The 23,543-nt window shown below is 71.2% G+C and carries 23 protein-coding genes, 1 tRNA gene and 1 other RNA gene; 13 read left to right on the top strand and 12 right to left on the bottom strand.

Going from position 1 to position 23,543, the window contains the following annotated elements:
• Positions 1-72: 72 nt before the first annotated feature.
• Positions 73-969, bottom strand: coding sequence for a TIGR03620 family F420-dependent LLM class oxidoreductase (locus ACGFIE_RS23885; protein WP_393298053.1), 897 nt, complete (start codon positions 967-969; stop codon positions 73-75).
• Positions 970-1,097: 128 nt separating this feature from the next.
• On the opposite strand from ACGFIE_RS23885, the gene ACGFIE_RS23880 reads away from it, so the two are divergent.
• Positions 1,098-1,730 (top strand): TetR/AcrR family transcriptional regulator, encoded by a 633-nt coding sequence (locus ACGFIE_RS23880; protein ID WP_363686741.1) that lies wholly within the window; start codon positions 1,098-1,100, stop codon positions 1,728-1,730.
• A gap of 62 nt (positions 1,731-1,792) precedes the next feature.
• Here ACGFIE_RS23880 and ACGFIE_RS23875 read toward each other — a convergent pair whose 3' ends face one another.
• Complete coding sequence (locus ACGFIE_RS23875) at positions 1,793-2,968, bottom strand: ice-binding family protein (RefSeq protein ID WP_393298050.1); 1,176 nt, start codon at positions 2,966-2,968, stop codon at positions 1,793-1,795.
• Between the two features lie 79 nt (positions 2,969-3,047).
• A complete protein-coding gene (locus tag ACGFIE_RS23870) occupies positions 3,048-3,983 on the bottom strand; it encodes a TetR/AcrR family transcriptional regulator C-terminal domain-containing protein (RefSeq protein ID WP_393298047.1) in 936 nt (311 codons plus the stop codon).
• Positions 3,984-4,152: 169 nt separating this feature from the next.
• On the opposite strand from ACGFIE_RS23870, the gene ACGFIE_RS23865 reads away from it, so the two are divergent.
• Positions 4,153-5,775, top strand: a complete 1,623-nt coding sequence (locus ACGFIE_RS23865) for a carboxylesterase/lipase family protein (protein ID WP_393298044.1) — start codon at positions 4,153-4,155, stop codon at positions 5,773-5,775.
• Between the two features lie 55 nt (positions 5,776-5,830).
• Here ACGFIE_RS23865 and ACGFIE_RS23860 read toward each other — a convergent pair whose 3' ends face one another.
• The 3 genes from ACGFIE_RS23860 to ACGFIE_RS23850 form a co-directional block, all read right to left on the bottom strand.
• Positions 5,831-6,325, bottom strand: a complete 495-nt coding sequence (locus ACGFIE_RS23860) for a hypothetical protein (RefSeq protein WP_363686792.1) — start codon at positions 6,323-6,325, stop codon at positions 5,831-5,833.
• Positions 6,326-6,417: 92 nt separating this feature from the next.
• The gene (locus ACGFIE_RS23855) at positions 6,418-6,972 is read right to left on the bottom strand and encodes a hypothetical protein (RefSeq protein WP_393298041.1); all 555 of its coding nucleotides are present in this window, start codon (positions 6,970-6,972) and stop codon (positions 6,418-6,420) included.
• Between the two features lie 108 nt (positions 6,973-7,080).
• On the bottom strand, positions 7,081-7,854 hold the full coding sequence (locus ACGFIE_RS23850) for an alpha/beta fold hydrolase (RefSeq protein WP_393298038.1): 774 nt from the start codon (positions 7,852-7,854) through the stop codon (positions 7,081-7,083).
• A 41-nt stretch (positions 7,855-7,895) separates the two neighbouring features.
• Here ACGFIE_RS23850 and ACGFIE_RS23845 point away from each other — a divergent pair, with 41 nt between their 5' ends.
• The gene (locus tag ACGFIE_RS23845; RefSeq protein ID WP_393298035.1) at positions 7,896-8,465 is read left to right on the top strand and encodes a TetR/AcrR family transcriptional regulator; all 570 of its coding nucleotides are present in this window, start codon (positions 7,896-7,898) and stop codon (positions 8,463-8,465) included.
• A 171-nt stretch (positions 8,466-8,636) separates the two neighbouring features.
• Here the strand turns inward: ACGFIE_RS23845 and ACGFIE_RS23840 are convergent, their stop codons facing one another.
• A complete protein-coding gene (locus ACGFIE_RS23840; RefSeq protein WP_393298032.1) occupies positions 8,637-8,828 on the bottom strand; it encodes a DUF397 domain-containing protein in 192 nt (63 codons plus the stop codon).
• A complete protein-coding gene (locus ACGFIE_RS23835; protein ID WP_393298029.1) occupies positions 8,819-9,586 on the bottom strand; it encodes a Scr1 family TA system antitoxin-like transcriptional regulator in 768 nt (255 codons plus the stop codon). The genes ACGFIE_RS23840 and ACGFIE_RS23835 overlap by 10 nt, the downstream gene beginning before the upstream one ends.
• A 196-nt stretch (positions 9,587-9,782) precedes the next feature.
• On the opposite strand from ACGFIE_RS23835, the gene ACGFIE_RS23830 reads away from it, so the two are divergent.
• Entirely contained in the window at positions 9,783-10,022 is a 240-nt protein-coding gene (locus tag ACGFIE_RS23830; RefSeq protein ID WP_393298026.1) for a flavin reductase, read from the top strand.
• A gap of 56 nt (positions 10,023-10,078) precedes the next feature.
• Here the strand turns inward: ACGFIE_RS23830 and ACGFIE_RS23825 are convergent, their stop codons facing one another.
• The 3 genes from ACGFIE_RS23825 to ACGFIE_RS23815 form a co-directional block, all read right to left on the bottom strand.
• Positions 10,079-10,903 (bottom strand): class I SAM-dependent methyltransferase, encoded by an 825-nt coding sequence (locus ACGFIE_RS23825; protein ID WP_393298023.1) that lies wholly within the window; start codon positions 10,901-10,903, stop codon positions 10,079-10,081.
• 138 nt (positions 10,904-11,041) lie between these two features.
• The gene (locus ACGFIE_RS23820) at positions 11,042-11,404 is read right to left on the bottom strand and encodes a VOC family protein (RefSeq protein ID WP_393298020.1); all 363 of its coding nucleotides are present in this window, start codon (positions 11,402-11,404) and stop codon (positions 11,042-11,044) included.
• A 191-nt stretch (positions 11,405-11,595) separates the two neighbouring features.
• Positions 11,596-11,680, bottom strand: a tRNA-Ser gene (locus ACGFIE_RS23815).
• Positions 11,681-11,762: 82 nt separating this feature from the next.
• Here ACGFIE_RS23815 and ffs point away from each other — a divergent pair.
• Positions 11,763-11,852: signal recognition particle sRNA small type (ffs, locus tag ACGFIE_RS23810), an RNA gene on the top strand.
• Between the two features lie 217 nt (positions 11,853-12,069).
• Positions 12,070-15,249 (top strand): DNA polymerase III subunit gamma and tau, encoded by a 3,180-nt coding sequence (locus tag ACGFIE_RS23805; protein WP_393298017.1) that lies wholly within the window; start codon positions 12,070-12,072, stop codon positions 15,247-15,249.
• Positions 15,250-15,339: 90 nt separating this feature from the next.
• Here the strand turns inward: ACGFIE_RS23805 and ACGFIE_RS23800 are convergent, their stop codons facing one another.
• On the bottom strand, positions 15,340-16,020 hold the full coding sequence (locus ACGFIE_RS23800; RefSeq protein WP_393298014.1) for a DUF998 domain-containing protein: 681 nt from the start codon (positions 16,018-16,020) through the stop codon (positions 15,340-15,342).
• A gap of 328 nt (positions 16,021-16,348) precedes the next feature.
• On the opposite strand from ACGFIE_RS23800, the gene ACGFIE_RS23795 reads away from it, so the two are divergent.
• The 7 genes from ACGFIE_RS23795 to ACGFIE_RS23765 all read left to right on the top strand — a co-directional run bounded on the left by ACGFIE_RS23795 (position 16,349) and on the right by ACGFIE_RS23765 (position 23,484).
• The gene (locus tag ACGFIE_RS23795; protein WP_266249772.1) at positions 16,349-16,657 is read left to right on the top strand and encodes a YbaB/EbfC family nucleoid-associated protein; all 309 of its coding nucleotides are present in this window, start codon (positions 16,349-16,351) and stop codon (positions 16,655-16,657) included.
• Between the two features lie 8 nt (positions 16,658-16,665).
• Complete coding sequence (recR, locus tag ACGFIE_RS23790; RefSeq protein ID WP_007466277.1) at positions 16,666-17,259, top strand: recombination mediator RecR; 594 nt, start codon at positions 16,666-16,668, stop codon at positions 17,257-17,259.
• 315 nt (positions 17,260-17,574) lie between these two features.
• Entirely contained in the window at positions 17,575-19,236 is a 1,662-nt protein-coding gene (locus ACGFIE_RS23785) for an ABC transporter substrate-binding protein (protein WP_393298011.1), read from the top strand.
• A gap of 82 nt (positions 19,237-19,318) precedes the next feature.
• On the top strand, positions 19,319-20,323 hold the full coding sequence (locus ACGFIE_RS23780; protein ID WP_393298008.1) for an ABC transporter permease: 1,005 nt from the start codon (positions 19,319-19,321) through the stop codon (positions 20,321-20,323).
• A complete protein-coding gene (locus ACGFIE_RS23775; RefSeq protein ID WP_363686715.1) occupies positions 20,320-21,282 on the top strand; it encodes an ABC transporter permease in 963 nt (320 codons plus the stop codon). Before ACGFIE_RS23780 ends, ACGFIE_RS23775 begins: the two co-directional genes overlap by 4 nt.
• An 8-nt stretch (positions 21,283-21,290) precedes the next feature.
• The gene (locus ACGFIE_RS23770; RefSeq protein ID WP_393298004.1) at positions 21,291-22,304 is read left to right on the top strand and encodes an ABC transporter ATP-binding protein; all 1,014 of its coding nucleotides are present in this window, start codon (positions 21,291-21,293) and stop codon (positions 22,302-22,304) included.
• A 76-nt stretch (positions 22,305-22,380) separates the two neighbouring features.
• Positions 22,381-23,484, top strand: coding sequence for an oligopeptide/dipeptide ABC transporter ATP-binding protein (locus ACGFIE_RS23765; RefSeq protein WP_363686711.1), 1,104 nt, complete (start codon positions 22,381-22,383; stop codon positions 23,482-23,484).
• Positions 23,485-23,543: the final 59 nt, after the last annotated feature.

Below are 23,543 nucleotides of genomic sequence, written 5' to 3'. Positions count from 1 at the left end.
TTGATCTCCTCTTGGTGTGGTGCGGTTGGCCCGGCCGGGGTTGCGGCCGGTGGTCGATGGGGTGCGGGGGTCTCAGAAGCTCGGCAGGAGGGTGGCCAGGTCGCGCCACTGCGGCATGGGCAGCGTCGGGCGGCCCGGGTCGTCCGGTCGCAGTACGTGGAGGGCGACGTGGTCCGCGCCCGCGTCCAGGTGCTCCCGGATGCGCGCGGCGACCGCGTCCAGGTCACCCCAGGCGACGAGGGCGTCGATCAGGCGGTCGCTGCCGCCGGGGACCAGGTCGTCCTCGGTGAACCCGAGGCGGGCCAGGTTGGCCCGGTAGCTCGGAAAGCCGATGAACATCCCGATCCCTGCCCGGGCGGCGGCGCGGGCCCTCTCCGGATCCCCGTCCAGGACGACGGCCAGGTGCGGCGCGATCAGCGGCTGCCGCCCGACCCGTTCCCGCTGCCTCGCCGTGTAGTCCGGGGTGACGAGGAAGGGGTGCCATCCGGCGGTCCGGTCGGCCGCCAGGTCCGCCATTCGCGGTCCGAGCGCGCCGAGGATGCGCCGCTCGGCGGGGATCGGGCGTGGCGCGGCGTCCAGGGAATCCAGCCACCGGCTCATCGACTCCACCGGTCGGCCGTAGTCCTGGCCAGCCTGGGCGGCGGAGTGGGCGTTGCTCACCCCGAAGCCGAGAATCGTCCGAGGGCCGTGCGTGGCGTCCAGCGCGGCCAGCCGGTCGCCCAGAGCCGCCGGGTCCTGGCCCCAGATCGCCAGCACGCCCAGCGCGATCGTCGCGTGCGGCGCGGCCTCGGCCAGGTGCCCGATGTCGTCTACGGCCCCAGCGCCGTCCAGGCCCGGCACCCACAGTGCCCGAAAGCCCTGCTGGTCGAGTTCGGTCGCCGCGTCCCGGATGGCGGGGTCGGCGGCGCCGCGCAGCTCCATGCTCCAGAGCCCGACCGCGGGCAGCGGGGTCTTCAGTCGAGTGGCCATGCCATCCTCCCACCTTTTCTGTACCGAGCGGTATGCATCTGACCGTAGCAACCCCGGCCGGTGCCGGCAAATTTCTGTACCGATCGGTTTTCGTTGCGGGTAGGATGAGTCGCGGGAGGTGGTGGGCCGTGCCACAACGAGGGCGACCACGCGGCTTCGACGCCGACGAGGCGCTGGAGCGCGCGCTTGAGGTGTTCTGGCGTCAGGGGTACGAGGGCGCCTCGATGAGCGACCTCACCGCCGCCATGGGCATCAACAAGCCGAGCCTCTATGCCGCCTTCGGCAGCAAGGAGGAGTTGTTCCGCAAGGCCGTGGCCCGCTACGCCGAACAGGACATGGAGTACGCGCGGCGCGCTTTCGCCCAACCCACCGCGTACGAGGTCGTCGCCACTCTGCTGCGCGAGAACGTGCTCGCCGTGACCCGACCCGACCGCCCGGCCGGCTGCCTGTCCATCCAGGGCGGCACCGCCTGCTCCAGTGACAACGCCGCGGTGGCCGGCTTCCTCGCCACCAGCCGCCTGGCCGGTGAGCTGGCTCTCGCCGACCGGTTCACCCGCGCGGTGGCCGAAGGCGACCTACCCGCCGACGCCGATCCGGCCGCGCTCGCCCGCTTCGTCATGAGCGTGACCGAGGGGCAGGCGATACACGCCGCCGCCGGGGTCGCCCGGGAGGCTCTGCGTCAGACGGCGGAGATCGCGCTCGCCGGCTTCGCCGCCGTGTCCGGAGCGCGGTCCCCCGAGCAGGTCGCCCGGTCCGTCTGAGCGCTGGACTCCCGGCGGGGTGCGTTCAGCGTTCGGGTGAGCGGCGTCGGTCGTGGCGGTCTTCAGGCGACCGAGAAGGTGATCGTTCCGGTGTAGGTGCCCGCGACGGTCGCCAGGGGAATCTGGACCGAGGCCACGGGCTCCCAGGTCGCCGAGTTGTTGCCGATGCCGTCGGTCAGGGTGAACGCGGTGCGTTCAACATTGATGACCTCCGCGTCTCCGGCCGTGGGTTGGCCCGAGGTGAACGTGCCGATACCGCTCGTCGCGGTGGCCGGACCCGACCAGTAGGAGGCGTTCGTGCTGGCGATCGAGTGCACCGGAACGCCGCTGGTGACGAAGTTCGTCGCGACGACTGTCGCGGTCCACGTCGGCGCCGACAGCAGGCGCTCATCCGTCACCGTGACCGGTCCCAGGTTGCCCGAGGCGACTCCGCCGAGGCCGGCGCTGCTCAGGGTGGCCGTCTCCGGCGCGCTTATCGACAACTCGCCCGGCTCGGCGCAGGTCGACTTGGTGATCGTGTCGGTGTCCATGGTGACCGCGCCGTTGATCGCCATCGCCCGGCCGTCCACCTCGAGCGCCGCGCCCACGGTGATCGAGGTGAAGGTGAGCAGGTTGCCGCGGAACAGGGAGTCGGCGCCGAGCGTGACGGAGCTGCCCACCTGCCAGAAGACGTTGCACGACTGGGCACCGTTGGTCAGGTTGACAGTGCTCGACGCGCCCGTGATGAGTGTGCTGACGGTCTTGAAGATGAAGACCGCGTTCGGGTCGCCCTCCGCGTCGAGGGTCAGGTCTCCGCCGATGGTGAACGTGCCCCCGGCGGATCCGTACACGCCTGTGGTCTTGGTGGTGCCACCGAGTTCACTCGAGACGACGTCCGTGGTCGTGCGGGAGGCGGCGTCGTTGTAGGCGATCGCGAGATCGCTCTTGGCCTGCACGGCGGGGCCGTCGTTGGAGTGGATCGTCCCGTTCACCTGGCCGGGAGGAAGGCCCGTAACGGCGGTACCCGGGCTCACGCCGACGTCGCCGGTGATCATGCTGAGCCCGGTGTTGGTGACCGTCGTCCCGGCGAGGACCGCGAAGTTCTCGGCCGTGCCCAGCGGCACCGGCAACTCGGCGGCGCTCGCGCTGGGCGGCCCGGCCACGACGACCAGGACTGTGGTCGCACCGATCAGGGTCAGGGCGCTTGCCGTCCGGGCCATCTTGATGATCGTGCGGTGCATACCCGTGCGGGTCGTCATGGTCTCCCCGAAGCTCGACGGGTGGTGTCTCCTCAGCGACCCATACTGTCACATGTAGGCACAAATAGGACGTAATCGGTCATTGGTCGAGTAGCTGTTCCACACCGTCCAGCAGCCGTTGCAGTCCGAACTCGAAGAGGCTGTCGGCGTCGAGCTCGATCGGCGACCGAGAGAGCCGGGCCAGGTGCGGAAAATCGCCGGCCGCGAGCAGGCTGCCCAACACGTCGGCCTGAGCCACCATCCACTCGTCGTCGGTCAGGCCGGTGTCCTGTTCCGCCTCGGCTCCCTGCTGCAGGTTCACCGCCGTGCCCCGCACGTGGTTGGCCAGGGCGACCACCAGGTGAAGCTGGGTCTGCTGGTCCAGGCCGTACCCGGCGAGGGCGCGCAGGGCGCATTCTGTGTGCGCCACGGCGTGCGGTGCCATCAGCGGGCGGGTCAGCGAGACGACCTGGGCAAGCCAGGGGTGTCGACAGTAGATCGCCCACTGCAACCGGCAGAGCAGCTCCACATGGGCCCGCCACCCGGGCGGGAACGTGCCGGGCAGCCGGTGTGCGGCGAAGGCGGCGTCCGCCATCAGCAGCACCAGGTGCTCCTTGCCACGGACCTGCCGGTACAACGACATGGTCGGCACGTCCAGGTCGGCGGCGATGCGCCGCATGCTCAGCCCCGCCAACCCCTCGGAGTCGGCGATCCCGATGGCCGTCCGCACGACCTGGTCGCGGGTCACAGCGTGGGCGGGTCCGCGCCGCACGTCGGCCCGGCCGCCCCGACCCGACGCGGCCGGCTCCGAGCCGCAGACCACCATGCCCACGCCGGGCACCGCCCGGAGCAGGCTCTCCTGTCGGAGCACCGTGAGGGCGCGGCTCGCGGTCGCCATGGCGACCCCCCACTCCCGCACGATCTGCCGGGTGGACGGCACCCGGTCGCCGGGGCCCAGCTCACCCGACGCGATGCGCCGCCGCAGCTCGGCGACGATGCGCAGGTACGGGGGTGTGGATTCGTCGATCTCCGTCATCGTCGCCCTCCGGCCGGCCGGAGCCCGACCCTAGCGCACTAGAGCACCGGGATTCGTTCCACAGATGGTCCTCGCAGCGGCCCGCAGGTGCACTAGAGCTACCTGGCCACCCCGTCCCCGAGTCGACATGCTCCCCACAGGCGGCGCGTACGCCGTACAGACTCCAACGATGGGGGATCTCATGACCAGCATCCCGTACCGCCGGTGGGTCGTCGCGATCGGCGCGGCCGCGCTCCTCGCGGCGGCGACGGCAGTCGACCCGGCCGTGGCGGCCGGCCGCCCGGCCGCAGCCGTGGTGCGAACCGACCAGGGCGCCCTCCGCGGGACCGTCGCGGCGGACCACCGGACGTTCGAGGGCATCCCGTACGCGCGCCCGCCGCTGGGCGCGCTGCGCTGGGCCCCGCCGCGCCCCGGTCCGCGGTGGACGGGCGTACGGGACGCGACCCGGCCCGGTGCCGCCTGCGCCCAACTGAAGGGGCTGCCGATGGACGAAGCGTCGGCGTCCGAGGACTGCCTCTACCTGAACGTCACCACGCCGCGCACCTCCGGCCGAACGCCTCCACCGGTGCTGGTGTGGCTGCACGGCGGCGACTTCCGGTTCGGCCAGGGCGACGTCTACGGCGGGGAGAGGCTGGCCGCCGAGGGCGACGTCATCGTCGTCACTGTGAACTACCGGCTCGGTGCTCTCGGCTTCCTGGCGCATCCGGCGCTGGCCGGCCCGGACGGGTCCATCGGCAACTACGGGTTGCAGGACCAGCAGGCGGCGCTGCGCTGGGTGCGGCGCAACGCGGCGGCCTTCGGCGGGGACCCGGGCAGCGTCACCCTGGCCGGCCAGTCAGCCGGTGCGACAAGCGTCTGCGCCCACCTCGCCGCGCCCGGTTCCGCCGGCCTGTTCCACCGCGCGATCATGCAGAGCAACTCGTGCGCCAACCCGGTCCAGTCCCGGGCGGAGGCGGTCCAGGCGGCGCAGGACCTCGCCGGGCGGGTGGGCTGCACCGACCCCGGTGCGCTCGCCGCCTGCCTGCGAGGGCGGGACACGGCCACGCTCGTCGACGCGGTCGGCTACCCGGGCACGGGCGTCGACCTGGGCCCGACCGTCGACGGCCGTACCCTGCCGGTGGATCCGGCGGACGCGTTGACCCACGGCCGGTTGCGTCAGGTGCCGGTGTTGACCGGAACGACCCGCGACGAGTCCACGCTCCAGGTGTGGGGGATGGAACGTGGCGGTATGAACTGCGCCCAGCCACAGCCGCCGGGGCAGGAGCCCGAGTCGTGCCGGCTCACCGACGACCAGTACCGCGAGCAGGTGCGCGCCATGTTCGGCGACCGGGCCCAGGAGGTGCTGGCGCGCTATCCGAGCGACGGGACGCGCTCCGCCAGCGCGGCGTTGGGGGCCGTGTGGACCGATCAGGGGTACGCGGAGCCGATCTACACCGCCGCGCTGGCGTTCGCCCGGAAGGTGCCGACGTACGTGTACGAGTTCGCCGACGAGGACCCGCCGTTCTTCACCGAGGGGCCGGCGCCGACCTTCCCCACCGGCGCGTACCACTGCGCGGAACTGCCGTACCTGTTCGACGTCGACTACGCCGAGGCGCTCACCCCCACCCAGCGGCGGCTCTCCGGGGAGATGGTCCGCGCCTGGAGCGATTTTGCCCGGACGGGTCGGCCCGGGTGGCCCCGCCTGCGCGAGCACGCCCCGTACGTGCGGGTCCTGGCCGGTGGCGGCGGATCGGGCACGACGGACTTCGCGGCGGCACACTCGTACGACTTCTGGCGGTCGCTGCGCGGCTGACGTCAGGTCGGGCGGCCGGTCCACCGTGGACCGGCCACCCACTGCTTCGGGCGGGTCAGCAGGGCCCGGTGCCCTCGTCGAAGAGCCGGCGGGCCCAGTCGGCGTACCCGGCGATGGTTTTTCGGACCGTGCGTCCGTCGTGCAGGAAGAGGTACGCGCGGTCGCCGCTGCGGGCGAGTAGCCCGTCGAGCCGGTGCGTCCCCTGTGGAGCCGGGAGCCGCGCGACAGACGGGTAACGCTCCCAGACCTCGTCGATCGGTGAGCCGGCCGTGATGCCCTCCGGTGTCCGCATCGGATCTCCGACCCACAACAGCACCAGTCTGTCCTCGACGAAGACCGGGCTGACCGTGTCGTGGCCGGTGAGCACCGGGCCGCAGGCGTCCTGGTCGGTGCGCAGGACGCCTCGGCGGGTCAGTTCGGCCTCGGTGTCGCCGAACTCGATGTTCCGCAGGCCGTTCAGGTCGATGACCTCGACGGTGCCGGCGGGCCGGTTCGGCGGCATCCGGCCGGGCGGCGTCGTACCGCTGCCCGCGATCGAGGCAGCAGTCAGCAGCATGGCAATAAACGCGAATTGTCGCAATTTCATGGAATCCCCCAGTCCCCAACGGGCCGGAGCCGCTCAGGTTGCTGCCCGTCGCCGGATTACTGGTTTTCCCACTGTTCGACAAGCTCGTCCCAGTAGTCGGCGCTGAGTCGCCGCCGACCGTGCGTCAGCCACCCGTCGGTGTTGCGCTCCAGATGCAGGCCCACCTCGGCGAACGGATCGATCCACGTGCCGCGTTCGACGCCGAGCTGGACGAGTGCCGCGTTTATCGGCCACTCCTCCCGCGGCCGGTCCAGGACGTCGTCGAAGCGCGGACCCCAGGACAGGGCGCCGCCCAGCCACACCACCGCCGACTGGCGGCCGACGCCACCGCCGAACTCGGCCTCCACGTACGCCACCGGCCCCGCCCGCGACCAGAGTGCCAGCGGCTCGACCAGCGCGGGCGACAGCACCAGGTCGAACGGACGGGCGGCGCTCCGGTCTTCCGTCGCGTAGTCCGGCAGCGACCCGGTCAGCTCCAGCACCAACTGCGGGGTGATCGGCAGCAGGGCGAAATCCTGCCGCAGCTCGCCGAGGACCGCGTGATCCAGCTCGGCGGTCTGCTCGCGGAGCAGTTCGACGTCCGCGACCACCGCGCTGAGCTGGTAACCCATCGAACCCTCCGCCGTCCACAGCCTGTGGATAGAACATGTGTACGACGGGTTCCGGGTCCGCCGGTCCCTGGCACGCTACCGGTGCCACCGCCGGTGCCGCCGTCGCCGTTACGGCTGGTTCGGTCTCTGGGCCACGTCGCGCAGGGCCGCGGCGAGCAGCTGCGGGTGCGAGAGCATCGGGTGATGGCCGGTGGGCAGTTCGACGACGCGGGAGGCGCGAGCGGCCTGAGCACGTTGCAGCGCGGGTGGGGTGGCACGATCCCCGGCGCAGACGATCGCCGTCGATGGTCGGTGCCGCCAGCCGGCATGCTGGACCGGGGCGGTGAGCACCGCGGCCGGCTGGCGGGTCAGCCGGGCGAGGGCGCCCTCGGCCGCCTGCTCGTCGCAGTCGTACAGGAACAGGTCGCGCAACGACTCGCGCCGTACACCGAACGTGCCGTCCGGCGAGAAGTCCAGGTGGGGGGCCGGCTCACCCGGGCCGAGATCGGCCAGGGACTGGCCGACGTCCGGCAGGAACGAGCTGACGTACACCAGATGACGCACATCTCCGCCGACCTCGCTGTCACCGACGGCGGCCTCGCTGCGGCCGGCGGCCTCGGTCGCGACCACGCCGCCGTAGGAGTGCCCGACAAGCACTGCCGGCCCGACCTCGCGCAGCACCCGGCGGGTCTCCGCGACGTCTGCCGCGAAGTCGGGAGCCGCCCCGGGCACCTCGCCGCAGCTCGGCAGTCGGACCGCGACGCTGTCCAGTCCGTCGGCGCGCAGCGCGGTAGCGACCCGCGACCACCACCACTCCCCGTCGCGGACGCAGGCGCCGTGCACGAAGACCACAGTCATCACCGTCTCCCGTCCGGCGAGCCCTTCGGTGGGTCGCCATGCCATCGACGTTAGACGTACCGATCGTTACGTGAAAAGGTGGCGCGGTGGGACGCCGACCGCAGCCGGAGATCCGCGACAGACTGCTCGACGGGTGCGTCGACCACCTGCTGGAGCACGGTCTGCCGGTAACGTCGTTGACCCCGGTCGCGGGGGCGCTCGGGGTCAGCCCGCGCATGTTGATCTACCACTTCGCCACCAAGGACCGGCTGGTCCGGGCTGCGCTGGTTGAGGCCCGGCGACGGCAGCGGGCGCTCTTCGACGAGGCGCTGCGCCACCGCCCCGACACCCGGTACGTCGACACCCTCGCCGCGGCCTGGACGACGCTCGCCGGTCCGGGGGGCAGCCGCTACGCACGCCTGTTCAGCGTCGTGCACGCCCTGCCGCCGAGCGAGACACCGTGGCCCGACTTCCCGACGATGGCGGTGCACGACTGGCTGCCGACTATCGCCGCCGGACTGCGCGCCGACGGCCACGCCTCGCCGGACGTGTTGGCCACGCTGGTCCTCGGGGTGGCGCGCGGGCTCCTGCTCGACGATCGGGCAACCGGCGAGCACGACCGCGCCGCCGAGGCGTACCGAGCCTTCCTCACCCTGCTCGACGATTCCCTCCGCTGACACCAGCGCAAATCACCGCCGCCGGTCGCCGGCCCGTGGCCCGCGCCGGCTAGTGGCCCGCGCCGGGCACCGCCGGCTCCGGCCGTGGTCCGTGCCGGCAGATCTTGGACAGTTTCCGTTCGCGCGGAACGGAAAGTGTCCAAGATCTGCGGCGTTGAGCCCGGTGTGAGCTCAGGCGCGGCGGGGGAGGTGGGTGAGGAAGGCTCGCCAGGTTGTCGGCGCGAAGGTGAGCGCCGGCCCGTCCGGGTCCTTGGAATCCCGTACGCCGATCACGCCGGGCAGGTTGTCGGCGACCTCGACACACGCGCCGCCGTTGCCGCTGCTGCGGCTGCTCTTGCGCCACCGGGCGCCGTTCAGCTCCATGTCTCCGCCACTTCCGTCATCAGCTCGACCGACTGAGAGTGCGACAGCGCCTCGCCGCGCACGTTCTCCCATGCCGCCATCATGGCCGCGATGTCGTCCGGGTCGCTAGCCACTTGTCCCTGGAGCTGGTTGTCGAGGTAACCGGCGACCCGGTGGTCGTGACTGTGCGCGATCACGAACGGCCCGTTGAGGCCGGCGTACGCCCCGACCGTGCTCGGCACGACGTGCACCCGGATGTGCGGCTCCGCGCACGCCGCGACCACGGCCAGCAGTTGCTCACGCATGGTGGCCCGGCCGCCCACCGGACGGTGCAGGATCGCCTCGTCGATGACCGCCGTGAACTGCGGCGGGTCGTCCCGCTTGAGCACGCCCTGCCGGTTGAGCCGCACGCTGAGGTGCCGCTCGATCTCACCGCGGGGGATCAGGCCCGCGCCGCCGAGCACCGCGCGGGCGTACGCCTCGGTCTGGAGCAACCCCGGCAGAACCGTGGACTCGAACCACCGCAGCGACACCGCCTCGCGCTCGATTTCCTGCCACGGACGAAACCAGATGGGGTCACGACGTCTTGAAGTGTCCGGCCAGATGTCTGACACGTCCTTGTGGAGGGCTTCCGCTGCCGCGAAACGGTGCCGAGGATGCGGAATGCGCCCCTCCGTCAACCACCGCGCCACGGTCTTCGGGTCGACACCGACGGTCTCGGCGAGGGATTCGGTGGTGTGACCGGTGTCGTTGAGCGCCACCCGCAGCGCGTCGTTCATGGCTCCTCCATCGGATGTCTCGAATATCTGGAAACCATATAGCTACGGGGTGTACTTGTCCGATTACGCGCCCCAGGGTGGTCCACAGAAGACGGCGAGGCCGGTGGAGGCGCAGCAGCCCGGCGGCCGACGTCAGTCAGGGGCCGCCCCGACGGGGAGGGCGGGGCGGCCCCTTCCACCGCGAAGGAGGCCCGCCATGCCCCGCCGCAATCGGAACCACCTGCCCACCCGTCCCACCTGGCGCTGCGCGGCGTGCGGCATCGCCTGGCCCTGCTCGGCGGCGAAGCTCCGTCTGCTCGGCGAGTACCGGCAGGACCGGCTGGCGTTGACCGTCTACCTGGCGACGCTCCAGGCCGAAGCCGGTGAACACCTCCGGGACGTCGACCCGGCCCGGCTCACCGAACGCTTCCTCTCCTGGGCCCGCGCCCGAGGGTGAGGGCCTGGCCGGGGGCGTCCGCTGCGACGAGCGCGCGGGCGTCGCTCACCCTCTCGTCAGGGGTGCCAGATGACGACGCCCACGTCCTGTCGGCGCTCGGCGAAGCGGCCGTCCCGCGCCGCCGCCGTCAACAGCTCGCGCAGGTCGGCCTCGAAGGCGGCGAGCTGGTCGGCGAACAGGTGCGGTGCCGAACTCGACAGCGAGAACACCGCAGCGACGACCTCGTCCACCGAGCGTTCGACGACCATCCCCTGCTCGACGGTGATGCGGGTGGGCCCGGTGAAGCCCGCCGCGAGCATGATCTCCCCCTCGCCGCTCGGAGTGCCCGAGGGCAGCGATCCCTGACCGGCCCGGCGGACCGGCCCCAGGTAGCGCGCTACCAGCTCGTTGATCTCCGGCCACGGCGGCCGGGGGTACGGCAGCGAGTCATCGCCGGGCACGCCCTGATGGGTGGTGGCGCCGACGTGGACCCAGGCCCCGTCGGGCGTGAGCATGTCGCGGACCCGCCGGGCCACGAGTGGCCGATCCATCCAGTGGAACGACTGCGCGAACGTGGCGACCCGGAACGTACCCAGATCTGCCGGCAGCGCCTCGGCGCGCAGGCACCGCCACTCGACGGTGGTCCCGGCCGCCTCGGCTCGGCGTTGCGCCTCGGCGAGCATGCCCCGGTCGGGGTCGACCCCCACCGCCGCCTCGAACAGCGGCGCGAGCAGCAGCGTCAACGAGCCGGGGCCACAACCGACGTCCAGGAGGCGACCGGTGCCGTCGAGGTCGAGCGCCGTGCGGATCACGTCGGCGAGTTCGGGTGGATAGGGCAGCCGGCCCACGCTGTAGTGACGCGCGCTGCCCGCGAACAACGTCTCGTCCCACTCCCACGCCATGCCGTCGATGAGACCACAGGGGTGGACAGGGGCCGACCGATATTCGGTCGTGGTCTTCCGCAGACGACTCAGGGCCGGTCCCCATGGGGGCCGACACCATCAGCAGGTCCCGGATGCTCGGTCGAAAGCCTGACCAGATCACACCCGGTAGTACTGCACGATGCAGAACTCGTTGTCCTCCGGGTCGGTCATGACGAGGACTGCGCCCTCGTGGTAGTCATGCCGTTCACCTGTCCACCGCCCGCCCAACATCCCGATCCGATCGACCGCTTCGTCAACGTCGGCAACGGCGATGTCGAGGTGTAGTCGCGTCTTGCCGGCCTTGGGCTCCGGGACCGGCTGGAATGTCAGCACCGGGCCGCCCCCGGCGACAGTGACGCGCCGCCAGCCGGGAAGAGACTCCGTCACGCGTCCGCCAAGCACCACGGACCAGAAGTCGGCCAGTCGCTGCGGATCCCGGCAGTCGACCGTGACTCCGGCAAGTCGGCCCAGTGTCTCCACGACATCGACCATAGCGACGATGTACAGCGGCCGACTGCTCTGGGGCGATCCGGCCCGCCGGCCGGGGATGAGCAGCGACGGGCCGCCGCGCGAGCGCCCAAAACAAGGCAAGTGAGACGACAGCGACCGTAGAGACGACTCAGGGCCGGTCCCCGTGGGGGCCGGCCCTGTCGTTCTGCCTGCTCAGCGAGCGGAGGATACGAGATTCGAACTCGTGAGGGTGTAAACCCAACACGCTTTCCAAGCGTGCGCCCTAGGCCTCTAGGCGAATCCTCCGCGAGCCAGGATACAGGCCCCCGCCGGCCGGGCCACCCCACCACCCCCTGAAGATCGACGGGCGGTCGGGTAGGGTTGGCGTCACCTCCCGTGCGGCGGTATCTCGTGAACCTCCCCAGGGCCGGAAGGCAGCAAGGATAAGCGAGCTCTGCCGGGTGCACGGGAGGCCTTTTCGTCTGTAGGCCGGTTGATCCACTCGACATCCTTGATGTCGGGCCATCCCAGGCACGCGGACACCCCGATTTCCAGGAAGCCGAGTCGATCAACGCGCGCCGACCAGGCTGCCCGCAAAGCGCGGCAACCCGGGGTAACCCAAGCTGCCCGGCGGGGTGGGTGGTCACCCGCGGCCGACCGGCGCAGAATGGCTCGGTCGAGAGGAGGCGGGACGAGTGACGCTGGCGCTCTACCGCAAGTACCGGCCGCGTACCTTCGCCGAGGTCATCGGGCAGGAGCACGTCACCGAGCCGCTGTCGCAGGCGCTGCGCAGCGGGCGGCTCAACCACGCCTACCTCTTCTCCGGCCCCCGCGGCTGCGGCAAGACGACAAGCGCCCGGATCATGGCCCGCTCGCTCAACTGTGAGCAGGGCCCCACCCCCGAGCCGTGCGGCAAGTGTGACTCCTGCCGCTCGCTGGCCACCGACGGTGCCGGCTCGATCGACGTGATCGAGATCGACGCGGCCAGCCACGGCGGTGTCGACGATGCCCGCGAGCTGCGCGAACGTGCCTTCTTCGCGCCGGCCAGCAGCCGCTTCAAGATCTACATCATCGACGAGGCGCACATGGTCTCGACCCAGGGCTTCAACGCCCTGCTCAAGCTCGTCGAGGAGCCCCCGGAGTACGTCAAGTTCATCTTCGCCACCACCGAGCCGGAGAAGGTCCTCGGCACGATCCGGTCGCGGACCCACCACTACCCGTTCCGACTGTTTCCGCCGAAGGTGGTGCGCCCCTATCTGGAGCAGCTCTGCCAGGCGGAGGGAGTCACCGTCGAGCCGGCGGTCTTTCCGCTTGTGGTGCGCGCCGGTGGCGGCAGCATGCGGGACAGCCTCTCCGTACTCGACCAGCTCATCGCCGGCGCCGGCCCGGAGGGGGTCGGCTACGCCCGGGCCGTCGCGCTGCTCGGGGTCACCGACTCGGCGCTGATCGACGAGATGTGCGACGCGCTTGCCGCCGGTGACGGCGCGGCCGCGTACGCCACCGTGGACCGGGTCGCCGAGGCCGGGCACGACATGCGCCGGTTCGCCTCCGACCTGCTGGAGCGGTTCCGCGACCTGATCGTCCTGCAGCAGGTGCCGGACGCCGCCGCGAAGGGCCTGATCGACGGCCCCGCCGACCAGCTCGAGCGGATGGCGGCCCAGGCCTCGCAGCTCGGCTCCGCCACGCTGTCCCGCTGCGCCGACATCGTGCACAACGGGCTGGTCGAGATGCGCGGCACCACCGCACCCCGGTTGCTGCTGGAGCTGATCTGCGCCCGGATGCTGCTGCCCGGCGCGGACGACTCCACAGGCGGCCTGCTCCAACGCCTCGAACGGATGGAACGCCGGCTCACCCTGAGCGGCACCGACGCGCCGTCGGCCGCCGCCGGCTCCCCGTCGGCGACCCACCAAGGGGTACGCCCACAGCACGCCCCTCCGGTCCCGGCTGCCGCCACCCCGGCACCCGCCAACGCCCCGACCTCCGCACCGCCGTGGGATGTCGACCCGTCCGCGTCCCCGACACCGGGCACGCGGACCGCAGCCGCTGCGGGTTCGGGCGTTGCCAGCCCGGGTGCTGCCGAATCGGGCGTTGTGGGCTCGGGTGCTGCCGGCCTGGGCGCTGCGGGTTCGGGCGTCGTGGGGTCGGACGTTCGCGCCCCCGGCGCACCGGCGTCGTACGCACCCTCGGGGGCCGACTCACCGATTCCGGCATCGCCCGGAGCTTCGGCCGTCGCGGCGTCGACCTCCGCTGACCCGACCGCGCCCGTCTCGCCCGCCGGAGCGGGCACCGGCTCCCCGGTCCCGCGCCGCGTGGTGCCGCCGTCGGCCGTACTGCCCGACCCGGCGACACCCGTGCCACCGCGCCCTGGAGCGCCGGCTGCCGCACTGGACGCGGTCGCGGTCCGCCGTGCCTGGCCCGACGTGGTCGGCAAGGTCAACCGGACCAACAAGCGGATCGCCGCCCTCATGCGTGACGCGGTGGTGCGGGAACTCGACGGCGACATGCTGGTGCTGACGGTCAAGTCCACCGTGCTGGCAAAGATGATGGCCGATCACGCGGCGGTGCTCACCGACGCGCTCTACGAGGAGTTGGGCGGGCGCTGGCAGATCCGTTGCGAGGTGGCCGGCGAGCGGGGTGGCGTGTCGCTGTCCGGCCCGCCGCGCTCCCAGCCGGCCGCGCCACCCCGCCCGGCCGCCCCGCCGAACGCACCCGCTGCCGCTCCGACGAGCGCTCCGCCCGCGTCGAACGCGCACGCCGCCGCCCCGGCGAACGCGCACGCCGCCGGGTCGAGTGCCGCCCCGAACGCCGCGTCGAACGCGCACGCCGCCGCCCCGAGTGCCGGTCCGGCGGACGGGCAAGCCGCTGCGCCGAGTGCCGGTCCGGCGGACGGGCACGTCGCTGCGCCGAGTGCCGGCCCGAACGCCGCGTCGGACGCGCACGCTGCCGCCCCGAGCGCTGGCCCAGTGAGCGCCGCGCCGAGTGCCGGTCCGGCGAGTGGCGCGTCGAACGGGCATCCCGCCCCGCCGAGCGCCGGTCCGGCGAGTGGTGCATCGAACGCGTACGCCGCGCCCGCGACGAACACGCACGTCTCGACCAACGCGCCCACTGCCGCCGGCCCGAACGCACCGTTCACCGCAGGGAATTCCACGGGTACTGCCGGCCCGGGCTCGCGGGGCGGTGTCGGTGCGGGCGGGTCCACCGGTCACGGTGGGGGTAGCCAGCCCGCCGAGGCGGCTGCCGATGAGGATGACTGGCCGGAGCCGGCCCGTCCCGGCGGCAACGCCCCGGCCCCGGCCACGGATGACGAGGACTGGCCGGAGGCCGCTCGACCTGGCGGCGCAGCCACGGCCGACGGTGTCCCGGGCGATTCCGGCTCGGCACCCGCGCCGGTCAGCACGAACGGTGCCGGCGGCCCTGCCGGCCCGGGTGCGGCGAACGGCTCCAACGGCGGCAATCCAGCTGGCACAGGTTCGACGACAGGTAGGCCGGGCGCGGGGGCGGCCAACCCGACGGCGGTGGTCCGGCAGCCGGCGGCAGCCGGTGGCGCCCCGGTGAGCAGCGCCATCGCCGCGGCCCGCGCGGCGGCGGCGGGGCGTGGTCCGCGTACCGCATCGGCGGCCCGACCCGTCGCGGACGCCGAATGGGCCGGCGAGCCTCCCTACGACCCGGACTTCGACGGCCCGCAGCGCGGTAGGCGGCCGGGGGGCGCGGCGCCGGCGGCGGCACCGACCTACGAGGGGTTCGACCCGGGTGACGAACCGTTGGACGAGGTCATCGACGAGAAGACCGCCCGGGAGTCGAGCGAGGAGCAGGCGGTACGGCTGCTCCGGGAAACCTTCGGCGCCGAGAAGATCGACGAGGTCGACGCCCGCTAGATCCGCGTTCCCTTGATCGTTGCAAGCTGAGCGACTCGACACGCCGAGTGCCGCACCGCTGAGCTGCAACGATCGCCGTGCCCGTGTCGCTCAGCCACGCGCTGCGGCCGATTGGTTGGGTGTCGGCCGGTCGGCGGGGGTTTCGGCGAGCAGGGCGCCCAGGCAGCAGGCCCACGTCGGGAAGGGCAGCACCGCTACGCGTTCCATGCCGCCGACGCCGATCCCGAGGCCCTCCTGGGCGAAGAACAGTACGGTTCCTGCCAGCGCGGTCAGCCCGGCGGCGAGCGTGAGCGCTCTCCAGCGGCCGAGCACCGTGGTGTTCGGCGCGAAGCCGGCGAGGAGCAGCCCGACGTTGCCCAATCCCATGATCAGGAATGCGCCGAGGACGTGCAGGTTCTCGTCGACGTCGGCCGGGTAGCGGGCCGCCAGGGCGTACCCGCCGGCCGCCAGCAGCAGCAGCGTCTGCGCGGAGCGCACCAGCCCGCCACGACCGAGTGACCGCCAGGTCAGCAGGAGCCCGGCGGCGAGCAGCACGGCCGTGGTCAGCATCGCGGCGTTCATCAACGGGTGCCAGGGTGAGCAGACGTATCGGGGTCTGGTGGTGTCCCAGATGCCGCAGTGGACGTTGCCGAGGTCGCTGATGTTGTGGGTGGCCCAGCTGTAGGCCGGCTGGCGCCAGCGCAGGCCGGTGACCAGGCTGGCGACGAGGAAGATCGGTGCGGCGACCACCCAGCACAGTGCGCCGGTCCGGCCCGTGCGGTTGAGGTTCATGCCGTCGAGCAGACCAGTGCGGTGGCACCCGGCGCACTACCCGCAGATGGCCGGTTCGGGGTAGTGGTAGCCGTACCGTCACGGGGGCAGTGGTCGTCAGCGCGGCCGGCGGTTCGTCGGACACCGTGCCCGTCGTCGAGTGGCTGGTACGCGAGCAGTATGGCCGGCTGTGAGCCGCGTCATTCCCAGCCCGCGCACGGCGCCGGCAAGGCTCGGCGGGGCGGACGCACCGGGCGGGAAGGGGTCGGTCCCAGCGGTTAGGCTGGTCGGCGGCCGAGCAGACGAGTGCGAGAAGGAGCCATCCGTGCGCCCAGGTGGACAGCCGAACATGCAGCAGATGCTGAAGCAGGCGCAGAAGATGCAGCAGCAGATCGCCGCCGCCCAGGCCGAGCTGGCCGAGGCCGAGCTGACCGGCACCGCCGGCGGAGGGCTGGTCACCGCGACCGTCTCCGGCTCCGGTGAGCTGAAGACCATCAAGATCGACCCGAAGGCCGTCGACCCGGACGACGTGGAGACGCTGGAGGACCTGGTGGTCGCGGCCGTGCACAACGCCGCCGAGGCCGCGCGCGAGTTGACCGAGCGCAAGATGGGTCCGGTCGCCGGCGGCATGGGCGGCCTCGGCCTGCCCGGTTTCTGAGCCGGCAGATGTACGAGGGCGCCATCCAGGACCTGATCGACGAGTTGGGACGACTGCCGGGCGTGGGCCCGAAGAGCGCCCAGCGGATCGCGTTCCACGTCCTGTCGGCCGATCCGGCCGACGTCACCCGGCTGGCCGGCGCGCTGCGCAAGGTCAAGGAGCTGGTGCGCTTCTGCACGACCTGTTACAACGTGGCCGAGTCCGAGCAGTGCCGGATCTGCCGCGACCAGCGCCGCACCGACGAGGTGCTGTGCGTGGTGGAGGAGCCCAAGGACGTGGTGGCCATCGAGCGGACCGGTGAGTTCCGCGGTCGCTACCACGTGCTCGGCGGCGCGATCAATCCGCTGGAGGGGATCGGCCCCGACAACCTGCGCATCCGGGAGCTGATGACCCGGTTGAGCGGCGGCGCGGTCCGGGAGTTGATCCTGGCCACCGATCCGAACACCGAGGGCGAGGCGACCGCCACCTATCTGGCGCTGATGGTGAAGCCGATGGGGATCGCGGTGACCCGGCTGGCCAGTGGGCTGCCGGTCGGCGGCGATCTGGAGTACGCCGACGAGATCACGCTGGGCCGGGCCTTCGAGGGGCGCCGCGCCGTCTGAGCCCCGCAGCGTACGGCCGATGGCTGGCACCCGACCGGGGTGCCAGCCATCGCTGCGTCGTTGCCCGGAAATGATCTGACACCAGGTCCCTCATTGGGGCGGTTCGACGTAACAGTTTGGCATCGTGGGTGCGGAATATACGGTCGCGGGGCCGTTTCACCTTCGAATCGTTTGTCAAGCAGCGATTGAGGCACGATCCGATACCAACAGTCCACTCAGCGGTTTCCGGGTGGACACAACGAGAGCTATGGTCACGGCCATCGGTGACCCCTGTCACCACGTTGTCCGTACCCCCAAGGACGAGGTGAAGCACACATGCGTGCACCCAGGCCGAAGGTCGCCATCGCGGCCGTCGCGGTCGCGGCCCTCGCGGTAGCAGGCTGCGCCGAGAGCAACCGCGACGACAAATCCGGCGGTAGCAAGAAGGACACCCTCGTCTTCGGCGTCGCCGGAGACCCGAAGGTGCTCGACCCGAGCTTCGCCAGCGACGGTGAGTCGCTGCGTGTGGCGCGCCAGGTCTTCGAGACCCTGGTCCGACCGGAGGAGGGTGGCACGAAGGTCACCCCCGGCCTGGCCGAGTCCTGGACCCCGGATGCCGCCGGCACCACCTGGACGTTCAAGCTCCGCTCCGGCGTGAAGTTCCACGACGGCACCGACTTCAACGCCGAGGCGGTCTGCGCCAACTTCGACCGCTGGTACAACGCCAAGGGCCTCATGCAGAGCCCGGACGTCACCGCGTACTGGCAGGACGTCATGGGTGGCTTCGCGAAGAACGAGAACGCGGACCTGCCGCCGAGCCTCTTCAAGTCCTGCTCCGCAAAGGACGCGACCACTGTCGACCTGGCGTTCACCCGGGTCTCCAGCAAGATCCCGGCCGCGCTGATGCTCCCCTCGTTCTCCATCCACAGCCCCAAGGCGCTGAAGGAGTTCGACGCCAGCAACGTCGGCGGCACCGCGCAGGACATCAAGTACCCGGCGTACGCCACGGCGCACCCGACCGGCACCGGCCCGTTCAAGTTCAAGTCCTGGGACGTCGCGAACAAGACGCTGACCCTGGAGCGCAACGACGACTACGCCGGTAACAAGGCCAAGCTGAAGACCCTGATCTTCAAGACGATCTCCGACGAGAACGCCCGCAAGCAGGCGCTGCGCTCCGGTGACATCCAGGGCTACGACCTGGTCGGCCCGGCGGACGTCGAGCCGCTGAAGGGCGAGGGCTTCAACGTCCTCACCCGCCCGGCGTTCAACGTGCTCTACCTGGCGATCAACCAGAAGGGCAACCCGAAGCTCGCCGACATCCGCGTCCGGCAGGCCATCGCGTACGCGCTGAACCGTCAGCAGCTCGTCGACTCGAAGATGCCTCCGGGTGCGAAGGTCGCCGACAACTTCATGCCGGACACCGTCGAGGGCTGGAACGGTGACGTCACCAAGTACACCTACGACCCGGCGAAGGCGAAGGCTCTGCTGGCCGAGGCCGGCGCGTCGAACCTGACCCTGAAGTTCCACTACCCGACCGAGGTCACCCGGCCGTACATGCCGAACCCGAAGGACATCTTCGAGCTGCTGTCGGCGGACCTGAAGGCCGTTGGCATCACCGTCGAGGCGATCCCGCTGAAGTGGAGCCCGGACTACCTGAACGCCACCACGTCCGGCAGCAAGCACGACATCCACTTCCTGGGCTGGACCGGCGACTACGGCGACGCCTACAACTTCATCGGCACCTTCTTCGACCGGCCGAAGGACGAGTGGGGCTTCAACAACAAGGCCCTGTTCGAGCAGTTCAAGGACGCGGACACCACCGCGGACATCGCGGCCCGGACCGAGAAGTACAAGGCCCTGAACAAGTCCATCATGGACTTCCTGCCGGGTGTGCCGATCTCGCACTCCCCGCCGGCGATCGTGTTCGGCAAGGACGTGACCGGGGTCAAGGCGAGCCCGCTCACCGACGAGCGTTACGCCACCGCCGAGTTCAAGTAGGTCCTGCACCAACGCAAGGAACGCGGGCGGGCGCTGTCACACAGCGCCCGCCCGTAACCCTCCGCAACCCTTCGAGGCCGCCGTGTTCCGGTTCATCGTCAGACGCCTGCTGCAGCTGATACCCACGCTGTTCGGGCTCTCCCTCCTGCTCTTCATCTGGCTCCGGCGACTGCCCGGCGGCCCCGAGACCGCCATCCTCGGCGAGCGCGGCACGCCCGAGATGCGTGCCGCGATCCGGCACAACATGGGCCTCGACGAGCCCATCCTCGTGCAGTACGGCCGCTTCGTCCGACGGATGGCGCAGCTCGACCTGGGCACCTCGACCTCCACCAAGAGGCCGGTCACCACCGAGTTCATCGAGCGCTTCCCCGGCACCGTCGAACTGACCATCACCGCGATGGTGATCGCGATCGGTGTGGGTATTCCGCTGGGCTACCTGGCCGCCCGCCGTCGGGGCCGGTTCCTCGACCACGCCTCCGTGGGCGGCTCACTGATCGGCATCTGCATCCCGGTCTTCTTCCTGGGCTACGTCCTCAAGGCGATCTTCTCGGAGAACCTGCACTGGTTCCCGTCCAGCGGCCGACAGGACCCGACCCTCGGGGCGACCCGGATCACCAACTTCTTCGTCCTCGACGGGTTGATGACCCGCGAGTGGGACGCCGCCGCCGACGCGCTCTGGCATCTGGTGCTGCCCAGCATCGCGTTGGCAAGCATCCCGCTGGCGATCATCGTCCGGATCACCCGGGCGAGCGTGCTGGAGGTGCTCAACGAGGACTTCGTGCGTACCGCCGAGGCCAAGGGCCTGACCGAGCAGACGGTCCGGCGCCGGCACGTGCTGCGTAACGCGATGCTGCCGGTGGCCACCTCGATCGGTCTGCTCGCCGGCGGCCTGCTCTCCGGCGCCGTGCTGACCGAGACCGTCTTCGCCTTCAGCGGCATCGGAGCGTTCGTCGCCGAGGCGATCGGCCAGCGCGACTATCCGGTGCTGATGGGCTTCATTCTGATCATCGCGGTGGTGTACGTGCTGGTGAACCTCCTGGTCGACCTCTCCTACAGCTTCATCGATCCGAGGGTGAGGGTGCGATGACGCTCAGCCCAGGCAAGAAGCGCGAGAAGATCGACCGTCTCTCCGAGTTGGCGGCCCGCGATGACGAGCGGGGGGTGAGTCTCTGGCAGGAGGCGTTTCGCCGGCTGCGCGGCAATCCGGCCGCGATCGTCGGCGCGGTCATCCTGGCCCTCTTCGTGCTGGTCGCGGTGATCGGCCCGTTCCTCGTGCCGTACGCGCCGACCGACACGATCGGCATCCGGGAAGGGCTGATCAAGCCCGGTGTCATCCCCGGAGTCGACGGCGACCACTGGTTCGGGTACGACCACCAGGGCCGCGACGAGTTCAGCAGAATGATCGTGGGCGCCCGGCAGACCCTGCTCGTCGGTGTGGTCTCCACGCTCATCGGTCTGGCCATCGGTGCCCTGATCGGTGGCGTCTCCGGTGCCGCGGCCGGCCTCGGCGGGCGGTGGGGCCGGTGGATCGACACCACCCTGATGCGGTTCGTCGACATGCTGCTGGCGATGCCGAGCCTGCTGCTGGCGGTGAGCATCGCCGCCCTGCTCGGGGCCAGCCTGACCACTGTGATGATCGCGGTCGGCGTGGTTTCGGTGCCGGTCTTCGCCCGGCTGCTGCGCGGCTCGATGATCTCCCAGGCCAACAGCGACTACGTGCTGGCGGCCACCTCGCTCGGTGTGAAGAAGTCGAAGATCGCGCTGACCCACGTCGTACCCAACTCGCTCGCCCCGGTGATCGTGCAGGCCACCCTGACCCTGGCTACCGCGATCATCGAGGCCGCGGCGCTCTCCTTCCTCGGCCTGGGCAACCCGGACACGGCCGTACCGGAATGGGGTGTGATGCTCGCCGACGCGCAGCAGTACCTGGGTATCCGGCCGTCGCTGGCGATCTACCCGGCAATCGCGATCATCATCACCGCGCTCGGGTTCACCCTGCTCGGTGAGGCGATGCGTGAGGCCCTCGACCCGAAGCTGCGGAAGTAGGCCCCGTCATGGCACTGCTCGAAGTTGACGATCTGTCCGTCACGTTCGCCCGGCGTGGCCAGCGTGCCGTGCACGCGGTCGACGGTGTGTCCTTCTCGGTCGACGCCGGTGAGGTGGTCGGCCTGGTCGGCGAGTCCGGCTGCGGCAAGAGCGTCACGTCACTGGCGATCATGGGCCTGCTGCCGAAGCAGCCCGGGTTGCGGGTTGGTGGGAAGGCCGTCTTCGACGGCACCGACCTGCTCCAACTCGACGACCGGTCGCGGCGCGACATCCGCGGCCGGGACATCGCCATGATCTTCCAGGACCCGCTGTCCTCGCTGAACCCCGTGATCCCGATCGGGTTGCAGGTGACCGAGGTGCTCGCCCGGCACCGGGGGATGAAGGGCGAGGCCGCCACCAAGGAGGCGGCCGAACTGCTCGACCGGGTCGGCATCCCCGACCCGAGGCGCCGGCTGAAGGAGTACCCGCACCAGCTCTCCGGCGGGATGCGGCAGCGCGCGCTCATCGCCATGGCGGTGGCCTGCCAGCCTCGGCTGCTGATCGCCGACGAGCCCACCACCGCTCTGGACGTCACCATCCAGGCCCAGATCCTGGAGCTGCTCAAGGGTCTGGTCCGAGACTCCGGTACCGCGTTGCTGATGATCACCCACGACCTCGGGGTGGTGGCCGGCATGTGCGACACCGTCAACGTGCTCTACGGCGGCCGGGTGGTCGAGACCGCCCGACGTCGGCCGCTGTTCCGCGCGCCGCGCCACCCGTACACCGTGGGTCTGCTCGGCTCGGTGCCGCGCCTGGACGCCGGGCGGGGCGAGAAGCTCAACCCGATTCCCGGCTCGGTCCGCGACCTGCTGCCGTGGCCGGACGGCTGCGCCTTCGCGCCGCGCTGCGCTCGGCGGACGGACGAGTGCGTCGGCGAACCGCCGCAGCTGGTGCTCGCCCACGACGGTCGTAGCTACCGGTGCGTCAATCCGGAGCCGGTGCCCGGCACCGTGCCCGCCCCGCGCGAGGAGGAGCCAGCGTGAGCGAGCGTAGCGAGCGAACCATCAGGCACAGCAGCGTGGCGTCTCACGCCGGCGCGGAGCGAAGCGGAGTGTTGGCGTGAGCGACAACGACGCGCTCGTCGAGGTTCGCGATCTGAAGGTGCACTTCCCGATCAAGCGGGGAGTGCTGTTCGACCGGGTGGTCGGCCACGTGCAGGCCGTCGACGGTGTCGACCTGACCATCGCGCGTGGCAAGACGTACGGCCTGGTGGGCGAGTCCGGCTGTGGCAAGTCCACGCTCGGGCGGGCGCTGCTCCAGCTCACCCCGCCGACGTCCGGGGAGGTCAGCTTCGACGGCGTCGAGCTGACCACGCTCGCGCCGGGCAAGCTGCGCGCGATGCGCCGCCGCATGCAGATGATCTTCCAGGATCCGATGTCCAGTCTCGACCCGCGGCAGAACGTCGAGTCGATCCTCACCGAGGGGATGCAGACCCACGGGATCGGCGCCGACCGCACCGACCGGCGGCGGATCATCGGCGAGACGCTTGACGCGGTGGGGCTGCCGCGCTGGGCGCTGTCCCGCTATCCGCACGAGTTCTCCGGCGGGCAGCGGCAGCGCATCGGCATCGCCCGCGCGCTCGTGCTCGGGCCCGAGCTGATCGTCGCGGACGAACCCGTCTCCGCGCTGGACGTCTCGATCCAGGCCCAGGTGGTCAACCTGCTCGACGAGCTGCAGGACAGCCTGGGGCTGACCTACCTGGTGATCGCGCACGACCTCGCGGTGGTACGGCACATCTCGGACACGGTAGGTGTCATGTACCTCGGCGCGCTCGTCGAGGAGGCGCCGAGCGACCGGCTCTACACGGAGCCGCTGCACCCGTACACCCGGGCGTTGATGTCGGCGGTGCCGGTGCCGGACCCGGACGTGGAGGACCGGCGGGAGCGGATCCTGCTCGCCGGCGACCTACCCTCGCCCGCCAACCCGCCGTCCGGCTGCCGCTTCCACACCCGCTGCCCGTGGGCGCAGCCCACCCGCTGCTCCGACGAACGACCGGTGCTGCGGGAGATCGGCGCCAGCCGGGTGGCCTGCCACTTCGCCGAGCAGATCGCCAGCGGTGAGCTGCGCCCGCACCAGGTCAGCGCGCAGATCACCCGGCCCGCCGACGAGGGCGACGCGCCTGGCGTGGTGTCGGCGCCCAGCGAGCCCGGCTCGTACGTCTGACGCGCACCCGGTCCGCGTGAGCGTGGCCGGCCCGCTCGATCTGATCATCGACCGGGACC

This window comes from Micromonospora sp. NPDC049275 (assembly GCF_043197115.1).
Taxonomy (GTDB): Bacteria; Actinomycetota; Actinomycetes; order Mycobacteriales; family Micromonosporaceae; genus Micromonospora.
This window is presented reverse-complemented; position numbering and strand designations above follow the sequence as displayed.

Bases quoted from the DNA above. Each gene is read 5' to 3' on its own strand.
- ACGFIE_RS23885 (WP_393298053.1), bottom strand. From the start codon at position 969: ATGGCCACTCGACTGAAGACCCCGCTGCCCGCGGTCGGGCTCTGGAGC.
- ACGFIE_RS23875 (WP_393298050.1), bottom strand. From the start codon at position 2,968: ATGACGACCCGCACGGGTATGCACCGCACGATCATCAAGATGGCCCGG.
- ACGFIE_RS23870 (WP_393298047.1), bottom strand. From the start codon at position 3,983: ATGACGGAGATCGACGAATCCACACCCCCGTACCTGCGCATCGTCGCC.
- ACGFIE_RS23865 (WP_393298044.1), top strand. From the start codon at position 4,153: ATGGGGGATCTCATGACCAGCATCCCGTACCGCCGGTGGGTCGTCGCG.
- ACGFIE_RS23855 (WP_393298041.1), bottom strand. From the start codon at position 6,972: ATGGGTTACCAGCTCAGCGCGGTGGTCGCGGACGTCGAACTGCTCCGC.
- ACGFIE_RS23850 (WP_393298038.1), bottom strand. From the start codon at position 7,854: ATGGCATGGCGACCCACCGAAGGGCTCGCCGGACGGGAGACGGTGATG.
- ACGFIE_RS23840 (WP_393298032.1), bottom strand. From the start codon at position 8,828: ATGGAGCTGAACGGCGCCCGGTGGCGCAAGAGCAGCCGCAGCAGCGGC.
- ACGFIE_RS23835 (WP_393298029.1), bottom strand. From the start codon at position 9,586: ATGAACGACGCGCTGCGGGTGGCGCTCAACGACACCGGTCACACCACC.
- ACGFIE_RS23830 (WP_393298026.1), top strand. From the start codon at position 9,783: ATGCCCCGCCGCAATCGGAACCACCTGCCCACCCGTCCCACCTGGCGC.
- ACGFIE_RS23825 (WP_393298023.1), bottom strand. From the start codon at position 10,903: ATGGCGTGGGAGTGGGACGAGACGTTGTTCGCGGGCAGCGCGCGTCAC.
- ACGFIE_RS23800 (WP_393298014.1), bottom strand. From the start codon at position 16,020: ATGAACCTCAACCGCACGGGCCGGACCGGCGCACTGTGCTGGGTGGTC.
- ACGFIE_RS23795 (WP_266249772.1), top strand. From the start codon at position 16,349: ATGCAGCAGATGCTGAAGCAGGCGCAGAAGATGCAGCAGCAGATCGCC.
- recR (WP_007466277.1), top strand. From the start codon at position 16,666: ATGTACGAGGGCGCCATCCAGGACCTGATCGACGAGTTGGGACGACTG.
- ACGFIE_RS23785 (WP_393298011.1), top strand. From the start codon at position 17,575: ATGCGTGCACCCAGGCCGAAGGTCGCCATCGCGGCCGTCGCGGTCGCG.
- ACGFIE_RS23775 (WP_363686715.1), top strand. From the start codon at position 20,320: ATGACGCTCAGCCCAGGCAAGAAGCGCGAGAAGATCGACCGTCTCTCC.
- ACGFIE_RS23770 (WP_393298004.1), top strand. From the start codon at position 21,291: ATGGCACTGCTCGAAGTTGACGATCTGTCCGTCACGTTCGCCCGGCGT.